This window comes from uncultured Senegalimassilia sp. (assembly GCF_934636665.1).
GTDB lineage: Bacteria > Actinomycetota > Coriobacteriia > Coriobacteriales > Eggerthellaceae > Senegalimassilia.
On sequence record NZ_CAKUAT010000010.1, the window covers coordinates 33,309 to 52,128 of the forward strand.

General features: G+C 62.5%; 16 protein-coding genes. 3 read left to right on the top strand and 13 right to left on the bottom strand.

Going from position 1 to position 18,820, the window contains the following annotated elements; all coding sequences use genetic code 11:
• Positions 1 to 73 precede the first annotated feature (73 nt).
• Positions 74 to 1,066: a MarR family transcriptional regulator gene (locus Q0G75_RS05335; RefSeq protein WP_294415444.1), complete on the top strand. Its 993-nt coding sequence runs from the start codon at positions 74 to 76 to the stop codon at positions 1,064 to 1,066.
• Positions 1,067 to 1,077: 11 nt separating this feature from the next.
• Here Q0G75_RS05335 and Q0G75_RS05340 read toward each other — a convergent pair whose 3' ends face one another.
• On the bottom strand, positions 1,078 to 2,610 hold the full coding sequence (locus Q0G75_RS05340; protein WP_294415442.1) for a helix-turn-helix transcriptional regulator: 1,533 nt from the start codon (positions 2,608 to 2,610) through the stop codon (positions 1,078 to 1,080).
• A gap of 319 nt (positions 2,611 to 2,929) precedes the next feature.
• On the opposite strand from Q0G75_RS05340, the gene Q0G75_RS05345 reads away from it, so the two are divergent.
• Complete coding sequence (locus tag Q0G75_RS05345) at positions 2,930 to 4,582, top strand: FAD-binding protein (RefSeq protein ID WP_294415440.1); 1,653 nt, start codon at positions 2,930 to 2,932, stop codon at positions 4,580 to 4,582.
• A gap of 145 nt (positions 4,583 to 4,727) precedes the next feature.
• Positions 4,728 to 5,414: a cytochrome c3 family protein gene (locus Q0G75_RS05350; RefSeq protein WP_294415438.1), complete on the top strand. Its 687-nt coding sequence runs from the start codon at positions 4,728 to 4,730 to the stop codon at positions 5,412 to 5,414.
• Positions 5,415 to 5,774: 360 nt separating this feature from the next.
• Here Q0G75_RS05350 and ppdK read toward each other — a convergent pair whose 3' ends face one another.
• From ppdK to Q0G75_RS05410, 12 genes are all read right to left on the bottom strand, one after another.
• Positions 5,775 to 8,501, bottom strand: a complete 2,727-nt coding sequence (gene ppdK, locus Q0G75_RS05355; protein WP_294415437.1) for a pyruvate, phosphate dikinase — start codon at positions 8,499 to 8,501, stop codon at positions 5,775 to 5,777.
• 47 nt (positions 8,502 to 8,548) lie between these two features.
• Positions 8,549 to 9,442 (bottom strand): pyruvate, water dikinase regulatory protein, encoded by an 894-nt coding sequence (locus Q0G75_RS05360; protein WP_294415435.1) that lies wholly within the window; start codon positions 9,440 to 9,442, stop codon positions 8,549 to 8,551.
• A 154-nt stretch (positions 9,443 to 9,596) separates the two neighbouring features.
• Positions 9,597 to 11,684, bottom strand: coding sequence for a glycine--tRNA ligase subunit beta (gene glyS / locus Q0G75_RS05365; RefSeq protein ID WP_294415434.1), 2,088 nt, complete (start codon positions 11,682 to 11,684; stop codon positions 9,597 to 9,599).
• Positions 11,685 to 11,686: 2 nt separating this feature from the next.
• Positions 11,687 to 12,637 carry a glycine--tRNA ligase subunit alpha gene (gene glyQ / locus Q0G75_RS05370; protein ID WP_294415432.1) on the bottom strand — a complete coding sequence of 317 codons (951 nt, stop codon included), beginning with the start codon at positions 12,635 to 12,637 and terminating at the stop codon, positions 11,687 to 11,689.
• A gap of 65 nt (positions 12,638 to 12,702) precedes the next feature.
• The gene (lepB, locus tag Q0G75_RS05375) at positions 12,703 to 13,269 is read right to left on the bottom strand and encodes a signal peptidase I (protein ID WP_294415430.1); all 567 of its coding nucleotides are present in this window, start codon (positions 13,267 to 13,269) and stop codon (positions 12,703 to 12,705) included.
• 81 nt (positions 13,270 to 13,350) lie between these two features.
• Positions 13,351 to 14,226, bottom strand: coding sequence for a tRNA (guanosine(37)-N1)-methyltransferase TrmD (trmD, locus tag Q0G75_RS05380; protein ID WP_294415429.1), 876 nt, complete (start codon positions 14,224 to 14,226; stop codon positions 13,351 to 13,353).
• A gap of 15 nt (positions 14,227 to 14,241) precedes the next feature.
• Positions 14,242 to 14,604, bottom strand: a complete 363-nt coding sequence (locus tag Q0G75_RS05385) for a hypothetical protein (protein ID WP_294380487.1) — start codon at positions 14,602 to 14,604, stop codon at positions 14,242 to 14,244.
• Positions 14,605 to 14,762: 158 nt separating this feature from the next.
• Complete coding sequence (locus tag Q0G75_RS05390) at positions 14,763 to 15,017, bottom strand: KH domain-containing protein (protein ID WP_294415427.1); 255 nt, start codon at positions 15,015 to 15,017, stop codon at positions 14,763 to 14,765.
• Between the two features lie 4 nt (positions 15,018 to 15,021).
• Positions 15,022 to 15,264, bottom strand: coding sequence for a 30S ribosomal protein S16 (gene rpsP, locus Q0G75_RS05395; protein WP_042434499.1), 243 nt, complete (start codon positions 15,262 to 15,264; stop codon positions 15,022 to 15,024).
• A 187-nt stretch (positions 15,265 to 15,451) separates the two neighbouring features.
• Complete coding sequence (locus Q0G75_RS05400; protein WP_042434501.1) at positions 15,452 to 15,958, bottom strand: N-acetyltransferase; 507 nt, start codon at positions 15,956 to 15,958, stop codon at positions 15,452 to 15,454.
• 277 nt (positions 15,959 to 16,235) lie between these two features.
• Positions 16,236 to 17,648: a signal recognition particle protein gene (ffh, locus tag Q0G75_RS05405; RefSeq protein ID WP_294415425.1), complete on the bottom strand. Its 1,413-nt coding sequence runs from the start codon at positions 17,646 to 17,648 to the stop codon at positions 16,236 to 16,238.
• A 162-nt stretch (positions 17,649 to 17,810) separates the two neighbouring features.
• Entirely contained in the window at positions 17,811 to 18,818 is a 1,008-nt protein-coding gene (locus Q0G75_RS05410) for an MBL fold metallo-hydrolase (protein ID WP_294415424.1), read from the bottom strand.
• Positions 18,819 to 18,820: the final 2 nt, after the last annotated feature.

An 18,820-nucleotide genomic window follows, 5' to 3' on the forward strand; every position in this document is an offset into this window, starting at 1 on the left:
CGTGGCGACGAATTGTGGAAAGGTTGATGCGGACATGAAACGAATAAGCCACAGACGGGGAGAAAGAAGTATCATGGTTCACCAGTGCAACGATTTGATGACACGAAAGGCCGTCATGAGCGATACCTCGACCGAATACCGTAAACCCGGGAAGTATCTTCTGGATTCAACGTTTTTCGTAGCGTTCGAGCTTGCCCACGAGGGCCTGAAGGAAGGCCTTCGCGAAGCTAGCTGCCTGAACTGCACGCAGTATCGCGTGCTCGTGAAGCTTGCCGCCGCCGAGCCCGAGCCCATCGGACAGAAGAATCTGGGCATCATATTGGATTTGAAGCCCAACGTGATCACCCATGCGGTCAATACGCTAGAGGACGCCGGCTTCGTCGAGCGCATCCACACGCCCGGGAAACGAGGAAGCCGCGTGCGCGTGCTCGAATCCGGCATCAAGCACATCGAACAGGCCAACCCCGCCATCATCGCCCAGCTCTACCGCATCTTCCCCACCCAAACCGCGCCGTTCCGCTCGATCTGCGAGGCCGCCGTCATGGCCGGCGCCACCATCGAGCCGCCGCTGTCCCGCGAGATGTCGCGCAAGTTCTTCGCCTCCCGCGCCCTGGCTTCCTTCGAAGTGCTGCGAAAGCGCATAGAGAAGGCCTTGGAGGAATCCTGCGACGGCGCCACCTTCAGCGAATGCCGCGTGCTGCAGCGCTTGGGCGAGGTGGGCTATCCCATGCGCATCGTAGACCTGGCGCGGCAGCTAAAGCTCACAAGCGCCACCGCCGTGCGCGCGACCGACCGCCTGGCCGAACGCGGCTGGGTCGAGCGCATGAGCGCCCCCGACGACCGCAAGGCAGTGTACGTGGCCTGCACCGACGAGGGGCGCCATATGCAGGACGTGGTGATCGCGGGCGTGGACCGCATTGCCACGCAGTACCTGTGGAGCCGCCTTGCCCCCGAGAAGTGCCGCGATATCGCCATGGCCGGGCACGTGGTGATGGCCGACCTGCAGCAACGCGAAGAGGCCGAGCGTCTGAGCACCCTCACGCAGCTGCGCCCCATCGAGCGATAGCGCAGCGCCGATCAGGCGCGCTTGCCCGCGGAGAGCTCTTCGGCCGGAACGTCCACGTTGCTTTGCAGCCCATCGATACCGATCAGGTCGAACAGCTCCTCACGCGAATGGATATCGAACTTCTGATACACGTGGCGCACGTGCGCTTTCGCCGTACCGTTAGCGATGAACAGCTCGCGCTCGATCTGCCCGACGGTCTTACGTTGCGCCAGGAGCATAAGCACCTCAGTCTCGCGCGACGTCAGCCCGAACCGCTTCGCTAAAAGCTCGCAGCGATCGACGGTCTCCTGCTTGCGCACCGCCTGACCATCCGCCTGCGGACCATCGAGAAACGTCGCGCCCCATTTACTGGAAAGCTCCTTTTGAGACAGCAGCACAAACGTTCCCATGATCACAGCAACGATAGCTATGCCGATGGCGATAGTGGTGCCGCGCACACCGCCGACATCGACCATCGACCCGTATTCATACACGCACCGACCCAGAAACATGAATGAAAGGCGAAGGCTGCGCTCTATTCCGAACAGCCATATCGCCGACACGCCATAGCGATAGCACAGGTTCGAGCACAGCACCATGATCAGGATGGTGAACGCGGTGTAGCCACCTGCCACGCAATACCCGCCGAACACGTCATCGGCGAAACCGAACACGGAAATGGAGAACAGCGCAACCACCGTCAGCGGCAACGCGATGCGGCAAAGCACGTTGAAATCAAATTTGTCGCGTTGCACCAACACGCCGATAACCACGAGCACGGCCACGATAAACGTTCCCGGCGACGAATGCGGTCCGAACGCGCCCCGGTAAGCGCTCGATTCGATAATGCCGTACGAAAACGCGAAGAAGCCCATGAGCAGCATGATCTTCCACGGCACGGAGACGCTCACCCACGTTTTCTGCGGCCGTTCGCCTTCGGGCAGCAACTCGAAACCGTGTCGAGCGCACAGCAGGGCCGCTACGGGAAGCAACGTCGTCATAGCAAACAACCACGGCATCTTAAAGCCCATGTACACATATACGATCAGCGCACCGAATGCCAGGGACGATGCGTAATACAGCGTCACGCGAATAGGGTTCAAGCATCCATACAACTCGCTGAAGATCAAGATGATCAAGCCCAGGCCCAAACCGCCGAGAACCGAACTCGCAACGCCAAGCTGCGACGCGAGCGATGGCATGAAATACGACGCAAACAGCAGCACGGTGGACGACAGCATGAAACAGCCGCAAAGGATATACACCCGGCTTCTGCTGAACAGCGGGCCGATTCTACGCGCAAGCGCCACGCACGCCAGCATTTCGACGATAGCGGTGAAATCGAACAAATCGCGCGTGGAAACGGAAAAAGCCGGGAAGCTGACGAACGACCCCACGAAGGTAATCTCTATCCAGGCGCGGTAGATGCCCAACCCTAGAAATGCCAACGGGATAGGCACCAGCACATCACGCAAAGGACGGTGCGCCTTCTTCTCTTGCACCTGATCGCCGCTCGATGGCTTCGCCTGCGCCACATTCTGCGCCGCTACATTCGAACCATGCACAGCTATCCCCCATCACCTCATCCAATGGGGTTATATATCTATATAACCCCCTCTCCCTTCCTCAATTGTATACGACCTCTTAGGTGCAACGCTAATGCAGGCGGAAACGATAGCGCGAGTATTGCCTGTTCAGGAGCGGGTTATTCGGAGGGGTTATGGAAATAGTCCCCCCGATTTCCCAAGAGGCTGATGAATCGACGCGTTTGTGAAGATATTGTGCAGGGCACAGCAACGAGTTTTGGAGGGCGAAGGGATCGTTGCTCTGCCCCGTTGAGCATGCAAGCAAGATGCGGGGCTCGCATACCGAAAGGAGTTTCTCATGTCCAAGGAAATGTCGCGTCGCGATCTGCTCAAGATGAGCGGGCTGGCGGCAGCAGGCGTCGCGGGAGCATCGCTTCTGGGCGGCTGCGCACCGAAAGCGGCATCGAGCGCATCCGATTCAGGCAAGGCGGCAAACGGCGGCTCGACCGCCGCAACCACCGCGGCGGGCCACGAGCGCGCAGGGCTTCCGAGCTTCCTGAGCGCGCCCGAGCCGATCAAGGACGTGAAAACCACGAAGGACTACGACGTCGTGATCGTGGGCGCTGGCGCCGCAGGCGTCCCTGCCGCCATCACCGCCAAGGAAGCGGGCGCAAGCGTCGCCGTCATCCAGAAGGAAAGCACCGCCATCTCGCAAGGCAACACCGCAACGGGCATCCTGCTCGACAAGTCCGATCCCGCCGGCGTCGAAGCCGTGGTTTCTAAACTGATTTCCGAGCATGATTTCCGCGCTAAGCGTGAACAGGTGGAGCTGTGGGCGAAGAACTCCGGCGAGGCCATCACATGGTTGTTCAACCTGGCACAGCAATGCGGCGCGCAGGTCTCCGACACCACGAAGAAGTGGACGTCGAGCATTGCAAAGGTCAACGACTACGAGATGAACTACTTGTCCATCGACTTCGGTCCGAAGCCCTACAATACCGGCGAAGGCATGAAGACGTTGGCCGAGTACGCGGAAAAGCAGGGCGTCGACTTCTTCTACTCCACCGAAGCGAAGCAGCTGGTGGGCGACGCATCGGGCATCACGGGCGTTATCGCCAAGGGCGCCGAGGGCAACATCCAGTTCAACGCGAAAAAGGGCGTTATCCTGGCTGCCGGCGATTACCAAAACGACGATGAGATGGTGAACTACTATCTTCCGGACCTGAAGCACCTCGGCCGCAAGCAGACGAACAAGACCGGCGACGGACACAAGATGGCCATTTGGGCCGGCGGCGCGATGGAGGACCTCGGTCATACCAAGATGCTGCACGACTTCGACGGCGGTCCGGGCTCCATGTGCGATATGCCGTTTTTGGCTGTGAAGATGGACGGCACGCGCTTCTGCGATGAAACCTGCGGCATGTCGCTTATGAACAACTTCCTGCGCAGCGACGCCGATCAAGGCAACTACTGCCAGATCTTCGACAACAACTACACCGAGACGGCTGCAAACTGGCCGGGCAAGCTGTTCGATCAGGAGGCCATCAAGGCATACATGCCCGAAGAGCCTGGCGAGAAAAAGGGCGTTTACGAGGGGCAAATCGCAACGTTTAAGGCAGATACGCTTGATGAGCTTGCCAAGAAGCTGGGCATCACCGACGCCGCCGCATTCAAGAAGGCCGTCGAGCGCTACAACGAGCTGGTTGCGAAGGGCAGCGACGAGGACTTCGGCAAGCAAGCGAAGTGGCTCACGCCCATCGATACCCCGCCGTTCTACGGCATCCATCGCCACGTTCGCGTATCGGCCATCGTGTCCGGCGTGAACGTCGATAAGCACATGCAGGTGCTCAAGGATGGCACCGAGGAGCCGATTCCCGGCCTGTTCGCCATCGGCAACGTTGCCGGCAACTTCTTCGCCGGCGTCGACTACACCATGTGGATGCCGGGCTTGTCCCTTGGCCGTGCCCACACGCAGGGCTACGTGATCGGCAAGTACGTGGCCGAACTGTAAAAACTCATTACCTTCGGGTAGGCGTTGAAAGCAACCGTTCTCGTTGAAACGCCGCCGGACGGATCATTCCCCCACTCAGCTGAGCGCCCTCCACTCCCTCCGGGCGCTCAGCGTCTCATTTGAACCGAGACAAAAGGAGCACACCATGGAGAAGCCGACGAACAGCGCAGACGCGCGCGGCAAGAAGAACAATAAACCGCTGATCGCGGGTATCGTCGTTGCAGTTGTGGTGCTGGCGGGCATCGGTTTTTGGACATGGCACAACACGCCGGGTTTTTGCGGCGTGTGCCATACGCCCATGAGCACGTACGTGGCAACGTACGAAGCGCAACCTAACACGCAAGCGGCGGACAAATGGGGCAACGACGTGACGAACTCGAACGCCATGTTGGTGGTCACGCATAAAGAAGCCGGCGTGGAATGCCTGTCGTGCCACGTACCGAGCATCACTCAGCAAATCGGAGAGGTGACCGAGACTATCACAGGCGATTATTACTACCCGCTTTCCGAAGCCAGCATTTCCACTTTGCAGGAGAATTCCGGGCAGAACGCAAGCGACGAAGCCGCCTTCTGCCTGAAAAGCGGCTGCCATACCGATGCGAGCGGCACCGAGATCTCCACGCGCGAGGACTTGATGAAGGCAACTGCAGACAAAGCGTTCAACCCGCATAGCAACCATCACGGCGAAGCAAACTGCAGCGATTGCCATAAATCGCATCGCGCATCGGTGATGCAGTGCACGCAGTGCCATAACGATGCCGCGGCAAGCATGCCGGAGGGCTGGGTTGATTACAAGACCGGAAAGCAGATCGCAGAATCCGCCGTCAAGTAAACCCGCCGCTCAGCACGACGCGCATGATCGAGAACGACAAGCGAGCCAAAACGTTGTGAAGACGGCGTGGCTCATCGCGAAACGAAGGGAGCTCCCATATGGGAGCTCCCTTCGTTTCCCAGGAAGAACCTACGCTTGCCGGAAGCAGGAACATCCTACACTTGCTGGAAGAAAGAGAAATTGCGCCTGCCGGAAGAAATAGGGAGCTCCCTTATCAGGAGCTCCCTTCGCATTTCGTGATCTTGCTCGTGGCGGAACCCCCTTCGTTTCACAGGTACACCCCGCTCACATCTGACAAAAAAAGGGAGTTCCCGCATGCGGGAGCTCCCTTCATGATGCGACTATTGCGCAAACGCTAGCCTACTGGGCCTTCTTGGCCTCGATGGCAGCCTGGCCGGCGGCCAGACGGGCCAGCGGCACGCGGTAGGGGCTGCAGGACACGTAGTCAAGGCCGATGGCGTTGAACGTGTGGATGGAGTCCGGATCGCCGCCGTGCTCGCCGCACACGCCGCAGGTCAGGTCGGGGTTGCCCTGGTGACCCAGCTCGACGCCCATCTTCACCAGCTTGGCAACGCCGGGGTCGACCGTTGCGAACGGGTTGAAGGGCAGCAGGCGCTCCTGCAGGTACTGCGGGATGAACTCGGCCTCGACGTCGTCGCGGCTGAAGCCGAACGTCGTCTGGGTGAGGTCGTTGGTGCCGAAGGAGAAGAAGTCCGCCTTCGTGGCGATCTCGTCAGCAGTGACGGCCGCACGCGGCAGCTCGATCATGGTGCCGATCTGGATGTTCAGCTCGACGCCCTGCTCGGCGGCAACCTCGGCGATGGTCTGCTCGGCGACCTCGCGCAGCTTGGCCAGCTCGGGAACCACGGACACCAGCGGGATCATGATCTCGGGCTGCGGGTCCAGGCCCTCCTTCTTCAGCTGAGCGGCGGCGGTTGCGATGGCGCGCACCTGCATCACAGGGAGGATGGGGTACACGATGCCCAGGCGGCAGCCGCGAAGACCCAGCATGGGGTTGGCCTCGGCCATGGCGTCGATCTGCTCCATGAGGGCGCGCTTTTCGGCGATGACGCCCTTGTCGCCGCCGGTTGCCTCGAGGCGGGCGATCTCGACGTCGAGGGCACGCGGGCTCTCCAGGAACTCATGCAGCGGCGGATCGAGCAGACGCACGATGACCGGCAGGCCGTCCATGGCCTTGAACATGCCGTAGAAGTCGCCGGTCTGAGCCTCGAACAGCTGGTCGACGGCCTTCTGGCGGATGTCCTCGTCCTCGTTGAGGATGAAGGTCTGGATGATCTGCTTGCGATCGCCCAGGAACATGTGCTCGGTACGGCACAAGCCGATGCCCTGCGCACCGAAATCGCGGGACAGCTGAGCGTCCTCGGGGTTGTCGGCGTTGGCGCGCACACCCAGGGTGCGGAACTCGTCGGCCCACTCCAGGATGGTGTCCAGGTCGCCGGTGAGCTCGGGAAGCACCAGCTCGACGGCGCCGAGCACCACGATGCCGGTGGTGCCGTCCAGCGAGATCATATCGCCTTCCTTGATGACCACATCGGTGCCGGTGACGACGGCCTGCTTCTTCTCAGCGTCGATCTTGAGGGCCTCGACGCCGCACACGCACGGTGCGCCCATGCCGCGGGCGATAACGGCAGCATGGGAGGTCTTGCCGCCATGGCTGGTCAGGATGCCCTCGGCGGCGATCATGCCGGCCAGGTCGTCGGGGTTGGTCTCCCAGCGGACGAGCACGCACTTGCGGCCGGCCTCTGCGGCGGCCACGGCGTCGGCAGCGGAGAACACGGCCTCGCCGACGGCAGCGCCCGGGGAGGCGTTCAGGCCGCGGGCCAGCACGTCGTACTCGGCGTTCTTGTCGAACTGCGGGTGCAGCAGCTGGTCGAGCTGCTCGGGCTCGACGCGCATGACGGCCTCCTCCTTGGAGATGAGGCCCTCCTTCTCCATCTCGATGGCGATGTGCAGCGCGGCGGCGGCGGTGCGCTTGCCGACGCGGGTCTGCAGCATGTACAGCTTGCCCTGTTCGATGGTGAACTCGATGTCGCACATGTCGCGGAAGTGGTTCTCGAGGACGACGAAGATCTCCTCGAGCTGCTTGCCGGCCTCTTCAAGGCCTTCGACGTGCTTCAGCTCGGCAATGGGGCTGGTGTTGCGGATGCCTGCCACGACGTCCTCGCCCTGGGCGTTGACCAGGTAGTCGCCGTAGAACTCCTTCTGGCCGTTGGCGGGGTTGCGCGTGAACGCGACGCCGGTGGCCGAGGAGTTGCCCTTGTTGCCGAACACCATGCACTGCACGTTGACGGCGGTGCCCAGGTCGTCGGCGATCTTGTTCTTCTTGCGGTACAGGACGGCGCGGGGGTTGTTCCAGCTGCCGAACACGGCCTCGATGGCGAGCTTCAGCTGCACCATGGGGTCCTGCGGGAAGGCGACGACGCCGTCGACCAGCAGGCTGGGATACTCGACGCCGGAGACGTTCTCGGAGAAGATCTTCTTGAACTCGGCAACGAGCTCCTGCAGGTCCTCTGCGGTCAGGTCGGTGTCGGAAGCGGCGTTGCGGCTGTTCTTCATGACGTTGATGGCGTTCTCGAACAGATCGCCGTCCAGGCCCATGACCACGTTGGAGAACATCTGGATGAAGCGGCGATAGGAGTCCCATGCGAAGCGCGGGTTCTCAGTCTGCTTGATCAGGCCGTTGATGGACTGATCGTTCAGGCCCAGGTTCAAAACCGTGTCCATCATGCCCGGCATGGACATGGGAGCGCCGGAGCGCACGGAGACCAGCAACGGGTCCTCGGCGTCGCCGATCTTCTTGCCGATACGCTTTTCCAGGTCAAGACGATACTCGTGAATGGTGTCGAGCGCGCCCTCGGGCCAGGTGTTGTCTGCGTTGGCATACTCCATGCAGGTTTGGCACGTGATGGTGAATCCCGGAGGCACCGGCAGGCCGATGTTGGCCATCTCGGCCAGGTTGGCGCCCTTGCCGCCAAGGATGGCCTTCATATTGGTATTGCCCTCGGTGACGTTGTTGCCCTCGGCGTCCTTGCCGAAAGCGTACACACGCTTGACTTCTGCAGTCACTTTCTTACTCCTAACGTAAGGTCGTCCGAAAACGGGACTTAGTTCAATCAGGACCGTATTACTATATCAGCACCTTGCGGGTGAGCCCGTTCGTAGTACCGCAAAATCTCTTGAGCGGTTTCCTCAACGGCGCGATTTTCGGTGTGAATGACGATGGCCCCCAGTTTTCGCATGAGCGCACGGGCGCGGTCGAGGTCCTCGTAAACGTATTCGGGGTCGGCGTATTTCGATGCCGCCACAGCGGCGTTGCCCAGACGGCGCTGTCGGATCCCTACCAAAACGTCGGCGGTGGTCATCAAGCCGAACAGGCGCGAACGATCGACCTCGAACACCTCCTTGGGCGGCTCGGTGGACGGGTCGAGGGGTATGTTGGAAACCTTATAGCCCTGCTGGGCCAGGTAGATGGAGGTTGGCGTCTTCGACGAGCGCGACACGCCGAGCAGCACGATATCGGCCTGCGTCATCTCCTGCGGGTTGCGGCCGTCGTCGTGGGCGATGGTGAACTCGATGGCCTCGATGCGGCGGAAGTAGTGCTGGTCAGCCACATGCAGGCCGCCAGGGCGCTTCGATGGGGTCTGCCCCGACAGCTTGGCGATGGCGTTCATGGCGTCGGTCATGAGGTCGACCGCCACCACGTTGGGCAGACTCTCGCAATAATCCGACAGGCTGCGGCGCAGGTCGCCGTCGACGAGCGTATAGAAGATGAGCAGGTTCTCGTCACCTTTTAGGCGCTTGTGCAGCTCGCCGTGCTCGGCGATGAACTGCTTGACCTCCTCGAACGAGCGCACATGGGGAAGCACCTCGATGTTGGGGTTCGTGACGCCGAACTGGGCGGCTGCGGCGCGGGCCAGGGCCTGGGCGGTAAGCCCCACCGAGTCGCTGACGACATGGATGGTGGGCAGCGGCGTGGTGTTCTCATGCACGATGAACTCGCCTTGCATGGGCGTCCTCCTTTAAGACGGTGCCTTGCGGGCATGGAAAAGGGCGGCAGGCCGTATCGGCCGCCGCCCTTGAAGTGTACACGCTTTCGCGTTGCGGGGTGCGCGAAGTTGCCCTCGCCTCCCCTTCGCTACCGGTTGAAACCGGTGACCGAGGTTATTTGGATTTCGCCATCTTGCCGAAGTCGGCCACGTTGGCGAACACCGCGACGAAGCGGTTGAGCAGGCGCAGGCGGTTGTCGCGCAGAGTCGCATCCTCGTCCATGACCATGACGTCGGCGAAGAAGCCGTCGATGGGAGCACGCAGGGCAGCCAGCTGGGACAGCGCGGCTGCGAAGTCATCGGACGCAAGCGCGGCTGCCACGGCCTGCTCGGCGGTTGTCACGGCGCCCGCGAGCGCACGCTCGGGCTCGGTGAGCAGGGCGTCGTCCACGTCTTCGCCCAGTTCCGGCTTGCGCAGGTTGTTCGCACGAGCGTAGGCCGTGGCCAGGTTGTCGAACGTTTCGGCATCGTTGGCGCGCGCGTCCTCGAGCGCATGGGCGCGCTGGCTGATGACGGCCGGCTCCTCCACGCCCGCGGCCAGCACAGCGTCGATGGTGTCGGCGTTGATGCCGGCGTCGCGCAGCATGACCTTGGTACGGGTGACGAAGAAGTCGACCACCTCGGCGCGCACGGCGGCCGCGTCGAAGGCGACGCCCTGGGCGGCGAAGCTGGCAAGGGACTCGTCGATGGCGGCGGCAAGCGAGATAGGCAGGCCCGCCTCGAGCATGTTCACGATGCCGATGGCGCTACGGCGCAGCGCGAACGGGTCGGAAGAGCCGGTGGGACCCTGGCCGACCGCGAACAGGCCGCAGATGGTGTCGAGCTTGTCAGCCAAGGCGACCAGCTTGCCCACCGTGGTGTCGGGCAGCGCATCGCCGGCGAAGCGCGGCTGATAGTGCTGGCCGATGGCCTGGGCGACCTGCGGGGTTTCCCCGGAGGCGGCGGCGTAGTAGCTGCCCATGACGCCCTGAACGCTGGTGAACTCGATGACGGCATTGGTGACCAGGTCGGCCTTGCACAGGCGCGCGGCGCGCTTCGCATCGGCTGCGTCGGCGGCGTCAAGCTGGGCGTCGGCGGAAAGGGCACAGGCCAGCTTCTCCAGGCGCTCGGCCTTCTGACGCACCGTGCCCAGGGACTCCTGGAACACCACCTTGTCGAGTTTCTCGATATAGGACTCCAGCGGATGCTTGAGGTCCTCCTCATAGAAGAACTTCGCGTCGTCGAGACGGGCGCGCACCACGCGCTCGTTGCCGTCGATGATGGTTGCGGCGCATTCGGGGTTGCCGTTGGAGACGATGATGAACTTGTTCGTCAGCTTTCCGTCAGCATCGTAGAGCGGGAAGTAACGCTGATGCATGAGCATGGCGTCGACGATGATCTCCTCGGGCACCTGCAAGAACTCCTCGTCGAAGGTGGAGACGAGCGGCTGCGGGTACTCGGAGAGGTTGACCACCTCGAGCAGCGTCTTCGCGGGAAGGTCGGCGGTGAAACCGGTTTCGGCCTCGATGGCGGCAACGCCCTCGCGGATGATGCGCTCGCGCTCGGCCTGCGTGGGGATCACGTAGGCTGCGCGGATGACGTCGAGCAGGTTCGCGGCGGTGTCGACCGCGTGCTTGCCGGGAGCCAGCACGCGATGGCCCATGGTGAAGTTGGAGGACTCGGCGCCGGCGTAGCTGACGGGCAGCACGACGTCGTCGAGCATGGCCACGATCCAACGCACCGGGCGCACGAAGTACTCGCGATATGCGGCCCAGCGGCAGGAGCGGGGCCACTTGATGGCGGTGATGAAGCCCGCCAGGACATCGGGCAGCAGGTCGGCCACAGGCGTTGCCGGGATGTTCTTGGTGGCGAACACGTACTCGGTGCCGTTGACCTCGCGGCGCTCGAGGTTCTCAGGATCAAGACCCTTGCCGCGGGCGAAGCCGATGGCCGCCTTGGTGGGGTTGCCGTCGGCATCGAAGGCGATCTTGGCCGCAGGGCCCTTGTACTCCTCCACCAGCGCCTCGGTGGCGTCGGCCACGCCGTATGCCATGACGATCAGGCGGCGGGGGCTGGAGTGGATCTCGATGGATTCGTAGGGGATGCGCGCATCGGCGAACGCCGCGGGCACCATCTTCTCCAGCTGCTTGTTGGCGGAATCAAGGTCGAACGCGGGGATCTCCTCAACGCCGATCTCGAACGCGAGAGTGTGCTTATCGGCCATGGTTACTCCCCTTTCTCATTCTGATCGTCCTGATCGTCGCCGACGACGGTGGCGATGTAGGAGGCGCAGCATTCCTTGACCATGGAGCGCACGCGCAGGATGTAGGCCATGCGCTCGGTTGCGGAGATGACGCCGCGAGCGTCGAGCAGGTTGAACGTATGGCAGCACTTCAGCACCCAGTCGTAAGCGGGCAGCGGCAGGTTGTGCTCCAGGCACAGGCCGGCCTCGCGCTCATACTGGTTGAAGGCCTCGAACAGAAACTCGGTGTTGCCCACCTCGAAGTTGTACGTGGAGAATTCGCGCTCGTTCTCCAGGTACACGTCGCCGTAGGTGAACTCCACGCCGTCGTCGCCGCGTGCCCAGATGATGTCGTAGACGCTGTCGACGCCCTGGATGTACATGGTCAGGCGCTCAAGGCCGTATGCGATCTCCACGGGCACGGGAGTGCACTCGAAGCCGCCCACCTGCTGGAAGTAGGTGAACTGCGTGACCTCCATGCCGTTGAGCCACACCTCCCAGCCAAGACCCCATGCGCCGAGCGTGGGCGACTCCCAGTCGTCCTCGACGAAGCGCACGTCATGCTTGTCCGGATCGATGCCGATGGCGCGGAGGCTCCCCAGATACAGGTCCTGGATGTTGTCCGGGCTGGGCTTCATGAGCACCTGGAACTGGTAGTAGTACTGCAGACGGTTGGGGTTCTCGCCGTAGCGGCCGTCGGTGGGACGGCGGCAGCCCTGCACGTAGCAGGTGCGCCACGTGTCGGGACCCAACGAACGCAGCGTGGTGGCCGTGTGGTTGGTGCCAGCGCCCACGGCGCCGTCGTAAGGCTGCAAAACGACGCAGCCCTGGGCGGCCCAGTAGTGCTGCAGGTTCATGACGATGTCCTGGAACGTGGGCGGCTGCGAGCCGGCACATCCCGTTGTCGCGTTCGCGGCGAAGGTTTCGGTTGACATGGTTCTCCTTGTCTGGTTCCGCTGGTCCTTGCTTGCCTACTTGAAAACTATCGGGCGACGCGCCCCTACTCCAGCAAGCCGAAGTCGGGCACGGGCCAATATACCAGCACGCCCCTGCCCGTTACCGAGCTTGCGGGGACCGCGCCGAAGTATCGCGAATCCTGTGAGTTGGTGCGATTATCGCCCATCACCCAGATGTAACCGGAAGGAACGGTGTACGGGAAGGTGATGGTGGAATTGGTGAGCGGCAACGTGGGCTTGCCGTGGGTGTAGGTTTCGGTTTGAGCCACGCCGTCGATGTAGAGGAAACCGTCGCCGTCGATGTTAATGGTCTGGCCGGCGGTGGCTATGCAGCGCTTGATGAGCGTGCGACCCGGGATCTCGGGGTCGGAAAACGTGACGATGTCGCCGGGTTGCGGGTCGCGGAAATAGTAGCTGACCTTTTCGGCAAACACCATGTCGCCGGTCATGATGGTCTCCTCCATGGAGCCGGAGGGGATCTCGTAAGCGGTGAAGACGTACGTGCGCAGCGCCCAGGAAAGGCCCAGGACGAACGCGATCATGATGAGAAGGCTCAAAAACGAGCGCAGTATTCCGCCCTTTTCCCCGTTGGCGTGCTGACCTGCGGCCATGATGGTGTACGTTTCCTTTCTACAGGGCCCGCGCAAGCGGCGCCCGATAAGCGCTTAGCTGCCTATGATACCGCGCTACGGCTACTGCTGCTCTTCGGTTGATAAAGATTGCAGAAATGCCCGGTCGGCGTCGGGCAGCTCCATGCCCTCAAGCAGGTCGGGGCGCAGCCGCAAGGTGCGCTCGAGGCTTTGCTCGCGACGCCAACGATCGACCGCGCCGTGGTTGCCGGACAGCAGAACCGCCGGCACTTCCATGCCGTTGAAGTTGGCAGGGCGCGTGTACTGGGGATACTCCAACAAGCCGTCGGCGAAGCTTTCGCCCAAGGCACCCGTTTCGGCGCCCAGGACGCCGGGGAGTTTGCGCACCACGGCGTCGATGACCACCATGGATGCCAGCTCGCCGCTGGTGAGCACGTAATCGCCTAGCGAGATGACCTCATCGGCCAACGTGTAGGCGCGCTCGTCGATGCCCTCGTAGTGGCCGCAGATGAACAACAGGCGGTCCTGCTTGGCAAGCTCGCAGGCGCACGCGTCGTCGAAGCGGCGGCCCTGCGGGGCCAGGAAGATGGTGTAGGGCTTGGAAGACGCCTGCTCGGCAGTGGCGGAGCTGTCGCTAAGCGCTTGCTCGACAGCGGCGGAGTCGGAGCCTTCGAAAGGCGCCTGTTCGACGGGAGCAGCAGCGCCCGGCTGCGATGCCGGATCGACCGCATCGGCGCCGCCGCAAGGCGATGCGCACAGCGATTCGTAGGCCTCGAAGATAGGAGCGCACTTCATGACCAGGCCGTCACCGCCGCCGTAGGGCTCGTCGTCGGTGGTGCGATGGCGGTCGTGCGTCCAATCGCGCAGGTCGTGCGCCTTGAAATCCAGGATGCCCTTCTCCTGGGCGATGCGCATCATGGAAGCGCCCATGACGGATTCGTACATATCGGGAAACGTGGACAACGTTTCGATGATCATGGGTACCTCCACAGGTTACAGATCGAGCAGGCCTTGCGGCACGTTGACGTATATGCAGCGCGTCTGCTCATCCACCCCTTCGAGAAACTCGTCCACAACGGGAATGAGCACGGTGCCTTCCTGGCCCTCGCGCGCGACTTCCAGCAGATGCTGGCCGGGCATTTCGTTGATGGCCACGGCAGTGCCGATGGTGCCGGCTTCGGCATCCACCACCGTGAAGCCCTCGATGCCGCCTTCCTGCAACTCGAGCACGTCATCGGGAAGGTCTTCCCGACGTGCAAGAACATAGCAGCCCACCAGGGCGTCTGCCTGGTTGGCGTCGACGACGGTATCGAAGAACACCGTAGCGCCGCCCCGGGCCTCAGGACGAACCTCCACCACGGTGCCTTGACGCGGAACATCGATCACCGGAGGCACGAAAGCGCAAAAGAGGCCCTCTTCAAGCAAAAAAGGGAGACCCGCCACGCTACGCGCGACGAGCCCTCCCTTCAAGTGCTTAGCTTTCGTGAATTCGGCTACGCGAACCCAAGCGCCCATTAATCGAGCAGCTCCACGTCGACATGGGTGTTCGCGGAAGAAGCCGCGGCACGCGCAAGCGTGCGGATGGCCTTGATCACGCGGCCCTGACGGCCGATGACCTTGCCCGCGTCCTCCTCGTTGACACGAACCTCGACGAAGATGGAGCCATCTTCGGTTTCGCGCGCATCGATGACCAAGTCGTCCGGGTTATCGATGAGCGGACGGATCACGGACTCTACGAGCCCAGCGATTTCCTCGGTCTGCGCTGCCATAAGCTTACGCCTGCTCGCGGAACTTCTTGATGAGGGCGGCAACCGTGTCGGTGGGCTGAGCGCCGTTGGCCAGCCACTTGTCGCACTTCTCCAGGTCGATCTTGATCATTGCGGGCTCGGTCAGCGGGTTGTAACGGCCGATGTCGTCGATGAACTTGCCGTCGCGCGGGCAACGGGCATCGGCAACGACGATACGGTAGTACGGGCGCTTCTTGGCGCCGTGACGGGCCAGGCGAATCTTAACCATGAAGAGTAACTCCTTCTTGTTCTTACTTGAATCCTCTTTGCCAGCCCGCAAAAAAGCGCGCAGCAAAACAGCAGTTGTTTATGATAAGGCGAAACGCCTCGATTGACAAGCCTTCGGTTCGGTTATCACCAGGTGTTCACGAATAAAGCGGACACGCAACGGCCAGACCGGCTGCAAACGGCTAACCTCAGCAGGGCTGGGCGGTGTCGAGCGTGTCGATGTAGTAGATGAACATGTCCTCGTAGCCGCCGAGGCCGTTGATGAAGCCGCCGGGGATCATGCCGACCTTCGTGAAGCCCATGGATTCGTACAGATGCTGGGCCGCCTCGTTGGAGGCCACCACGGCGTTGAACTGCAGGCCGCGGAAACCCTTCTTGCCGCAGGTCTCGATGCAGTTCTCCACCAGCTTGCGGCCAAGGCCGAGGCCTCGCGAGGCGGATGCCACGGCGAAGCTGGCGTTGGCGATGTGCGCGCAGCGCCCGATGCCGTTGGGATGCAGGATGTACATGCCGAAGATGATGCCGTTGACATCGGCCACCATGGTAGCGGTCTGGGCGGAGAAGAACTCGTCGGCGTTCTGCTCGGTCAGCGGCGTGACCTGCGGGAACGCATCGCCCGCTTCCACGACCTCGTTCCAGATGCGCACCATGGCCTTGATATCGTCTGCGGTGTACGGACGGATCTGCAGCTCCATTGGTTTCCCCTTTCGTTTTCAGGCGCTCCCCTATTGCGCCTATTAGGTTTCAGTTTCGCAGATTAAGCGAGGCTCGGCAGTTAACGTTGCCGAAAGCGCCCCTATCGACGGCCGCCGGAAACATCATGGAGCCGGCAAAACCGGCGCAGGACCGGCAATGCACCGCGCTCGCCCAACGCGAGCGGGATAAGCCTTGCCGATCATGTCCACGAAGCTGCTGCCGAAGACTGCGCGCCTTCGGCAGCAGCAGGGTTGAACGATTCCGGCTGCCGGCAGGCTACTTGATGTCGCCCATCATGTCCTGGATCTTCTTCAAGTCCGACATCTTCATGCCGCCCATGCCCGGGATGCCGTGGCGGCGCTTGCCCTTCTTGCCCTTCTTACCCTTGCCGCCCATCTCCTCGACGGCCGGCATCATGCGCTTCATCATCTTCTTCGTCTCATTGAACTTCTTCATGAGCTGGTTGACCTCGGTGACCGACACGCCGGCGCCGGCGGCGATGCGGGCGCGGCGGCTGCCGTTGAGCAGGTCGGGCTTCTCGCGCTCGGCTTTGGTCATGGAGTTGATGATGACCTCCATGCGATCGAGCGCGCCCTCGTCGACCTGGCCTTGGCCTAAGGCCTTGTCGCCGCCGGGAAGGGCGCTGATGAGCTTGGAGACGCCGCCCATCTTGCGGATCTGGCGGTTCATGGTGACAAAGTCGTTGAGCGTGAGCTGGCTTTTCATGAGACGCTCGGTCTCGGCCTGCTCCTCTTCCTGCTGCTGAACCTTCACGGCAGACTCGATGAGGCTGAGCATGTCGCCCATGCCCAGGATACGGCGGGCCATGCGGTCGGGATGGAACTCCTCGAGCGAATCGGGCTTCTCGCCGGCGCTGATGAACTTGATTGGCTTGCCCGTGACCTCGCGGATGGAAAGCGCGCCGCCGCCGCGGGCGTCGCCGTCCATCTTCGACATGATGACGCCGTCGAAATCGACGCGTTCGGAGAAGGCCGCGGCCACGTTGACCACGTCCTGGCCGGTCATGGCGTCGACGACCATGAGGATCTGGTCGGGTTTGACCGCCGACTTGATGGCCTGGGCCTCTTCCATCATCTGCTCGTCTACGTGCAAGCGGCCCGCCGTGTCGACGATGACCACGTCGCGCAGGTTGTCGATGGCGTCCTGCACGCCGCCCTTGGCGATGGCCACCGGGTCCTTGCCGTCGCCGCGGAACACGCGCACGCCGATTTCGTTGCCGAGCGTTTCCAGCTGATCGGCTGCAGCGGGGCGGTAAACGTCGCAAGCAGCCAGCAGCGGGCTGTGGCCTTCCTGCTTCAGACGGTACGCCAGCTTAGCGGCCGCGGTGGTTTTACCAGAGCCCTGCAGGCCCACCAACATGATGACGTTGGGGATGCGGCTGGAGAGCACCAGCTTGCTATCGGTGCGGCCGAGCAACTCGGTGAGCTCGTCGGTGACGATCTTGATGACGTTTTGCGTCGGGGACAGGGAGTCGAGCACCTCGGCGTCAAGGCAGCGCTCCTTCGTGCGCGCCACGAACTGCTTGACCACCTTGAAGTTGACGTCGGCTTCGAGCATGGCCATGCGCACCTCGCGCATGGCGGTGTTGATGTCGTCCTCGGTCAGGCGGCCCTTGCCGCGCAGGCCCGAGAAGATGCCTTGCAGGCGATCGGAAAGGTTATCGAACATGAAGCGCCTCTTCTGCGTGTCACGTGTGCTTACAATCTTTTGGATTATAGCCGAAGGGCGGCAGGCGGAAACCTTCGGCCGGCAAAACAGCGAAGCGAGCCCATAAGGGCCCGCTTAATACCGTGTGCGTGAACAGGAGACGGAGATCACGAGAGCTGCGCTTTACTTTGCGGATTCGTAAAGTTGGACGCCGTCGCCGTAGGTTTTCGCCTTGATGCTGCCGTCGGCTACGAGGTGCTTGAGATACACGATGCCCTGAGTGACGATGCACCACCGCTGCAGGAACGAGATGTCCTCCCAGTCGTCGAAGGGCACGTTCCACCTGATAGCGCGGATGATCTGATATCCCGACAAGCGGGGGTTGCGCGCGACGATGCCGCGCACCTCGTCGAGGCGCTTGAGGTGGTGCTGCGCCAGCCAATCAAGACGCTGTTCGAAATCGGGGCGGATGGGGCCGTGCGAATGGAACAGCTGCGAGATATGCAGGTCTTGCACGCGCTTGATGCTGTCAAGGTATGCCTGCAGCCCGTCGCCTTCGCGCGGGAACAGCGCGATGGAGGGGCTAATGACGAACAGCGCGTGATCGCCGCCGAACAGGATGCGGCTTTGCGGCTCGAACAGCGACAGATGCCCGGGCGTGTGGCCGGGCGTTTCCACGACCTGCAGCTCATAGCGGCCGACCGTCACCGTATCGCCGCCGCGCACGAAAGCCGTCCGCAGGCGCTGCGGGTCGAACAGGGGCTGCTCGACGCCAAGGCGCGCGGCGGTGGTGGCGTCCGACAGGGCCACTCCCTGCTGGCGGTACGTCCGCGTAAGCGCATCAAGGAACACGCCGGTGCGCGTGACGCGCGCCTCGCCCAGCTCGACGCCGCCCACGAACAGCGGCGCGCCCTCGGGGACCACGCGATCGATCAGGCCGGCATGGTCCAAATGGAAGTGCGTGAGGAACCACTTGGCGCGGCCGCGGTCCACGCCCAGCTCGTCGAGGGCGTCCGACAGCACCTTCGCGCCCTCATCGGAAGGCGCGCCGGTATCCACCACAAGCGCTTCGCCTTGGTCCATGATGACGTAGCAATTGGTGGCGGAGGTGGAGATGTTCTCGAAGGGCACCTGCACAAGATACACGTCGGGCGCGTGGAACACCTGCTCGATGCAAGCCGAGGTATCCATGG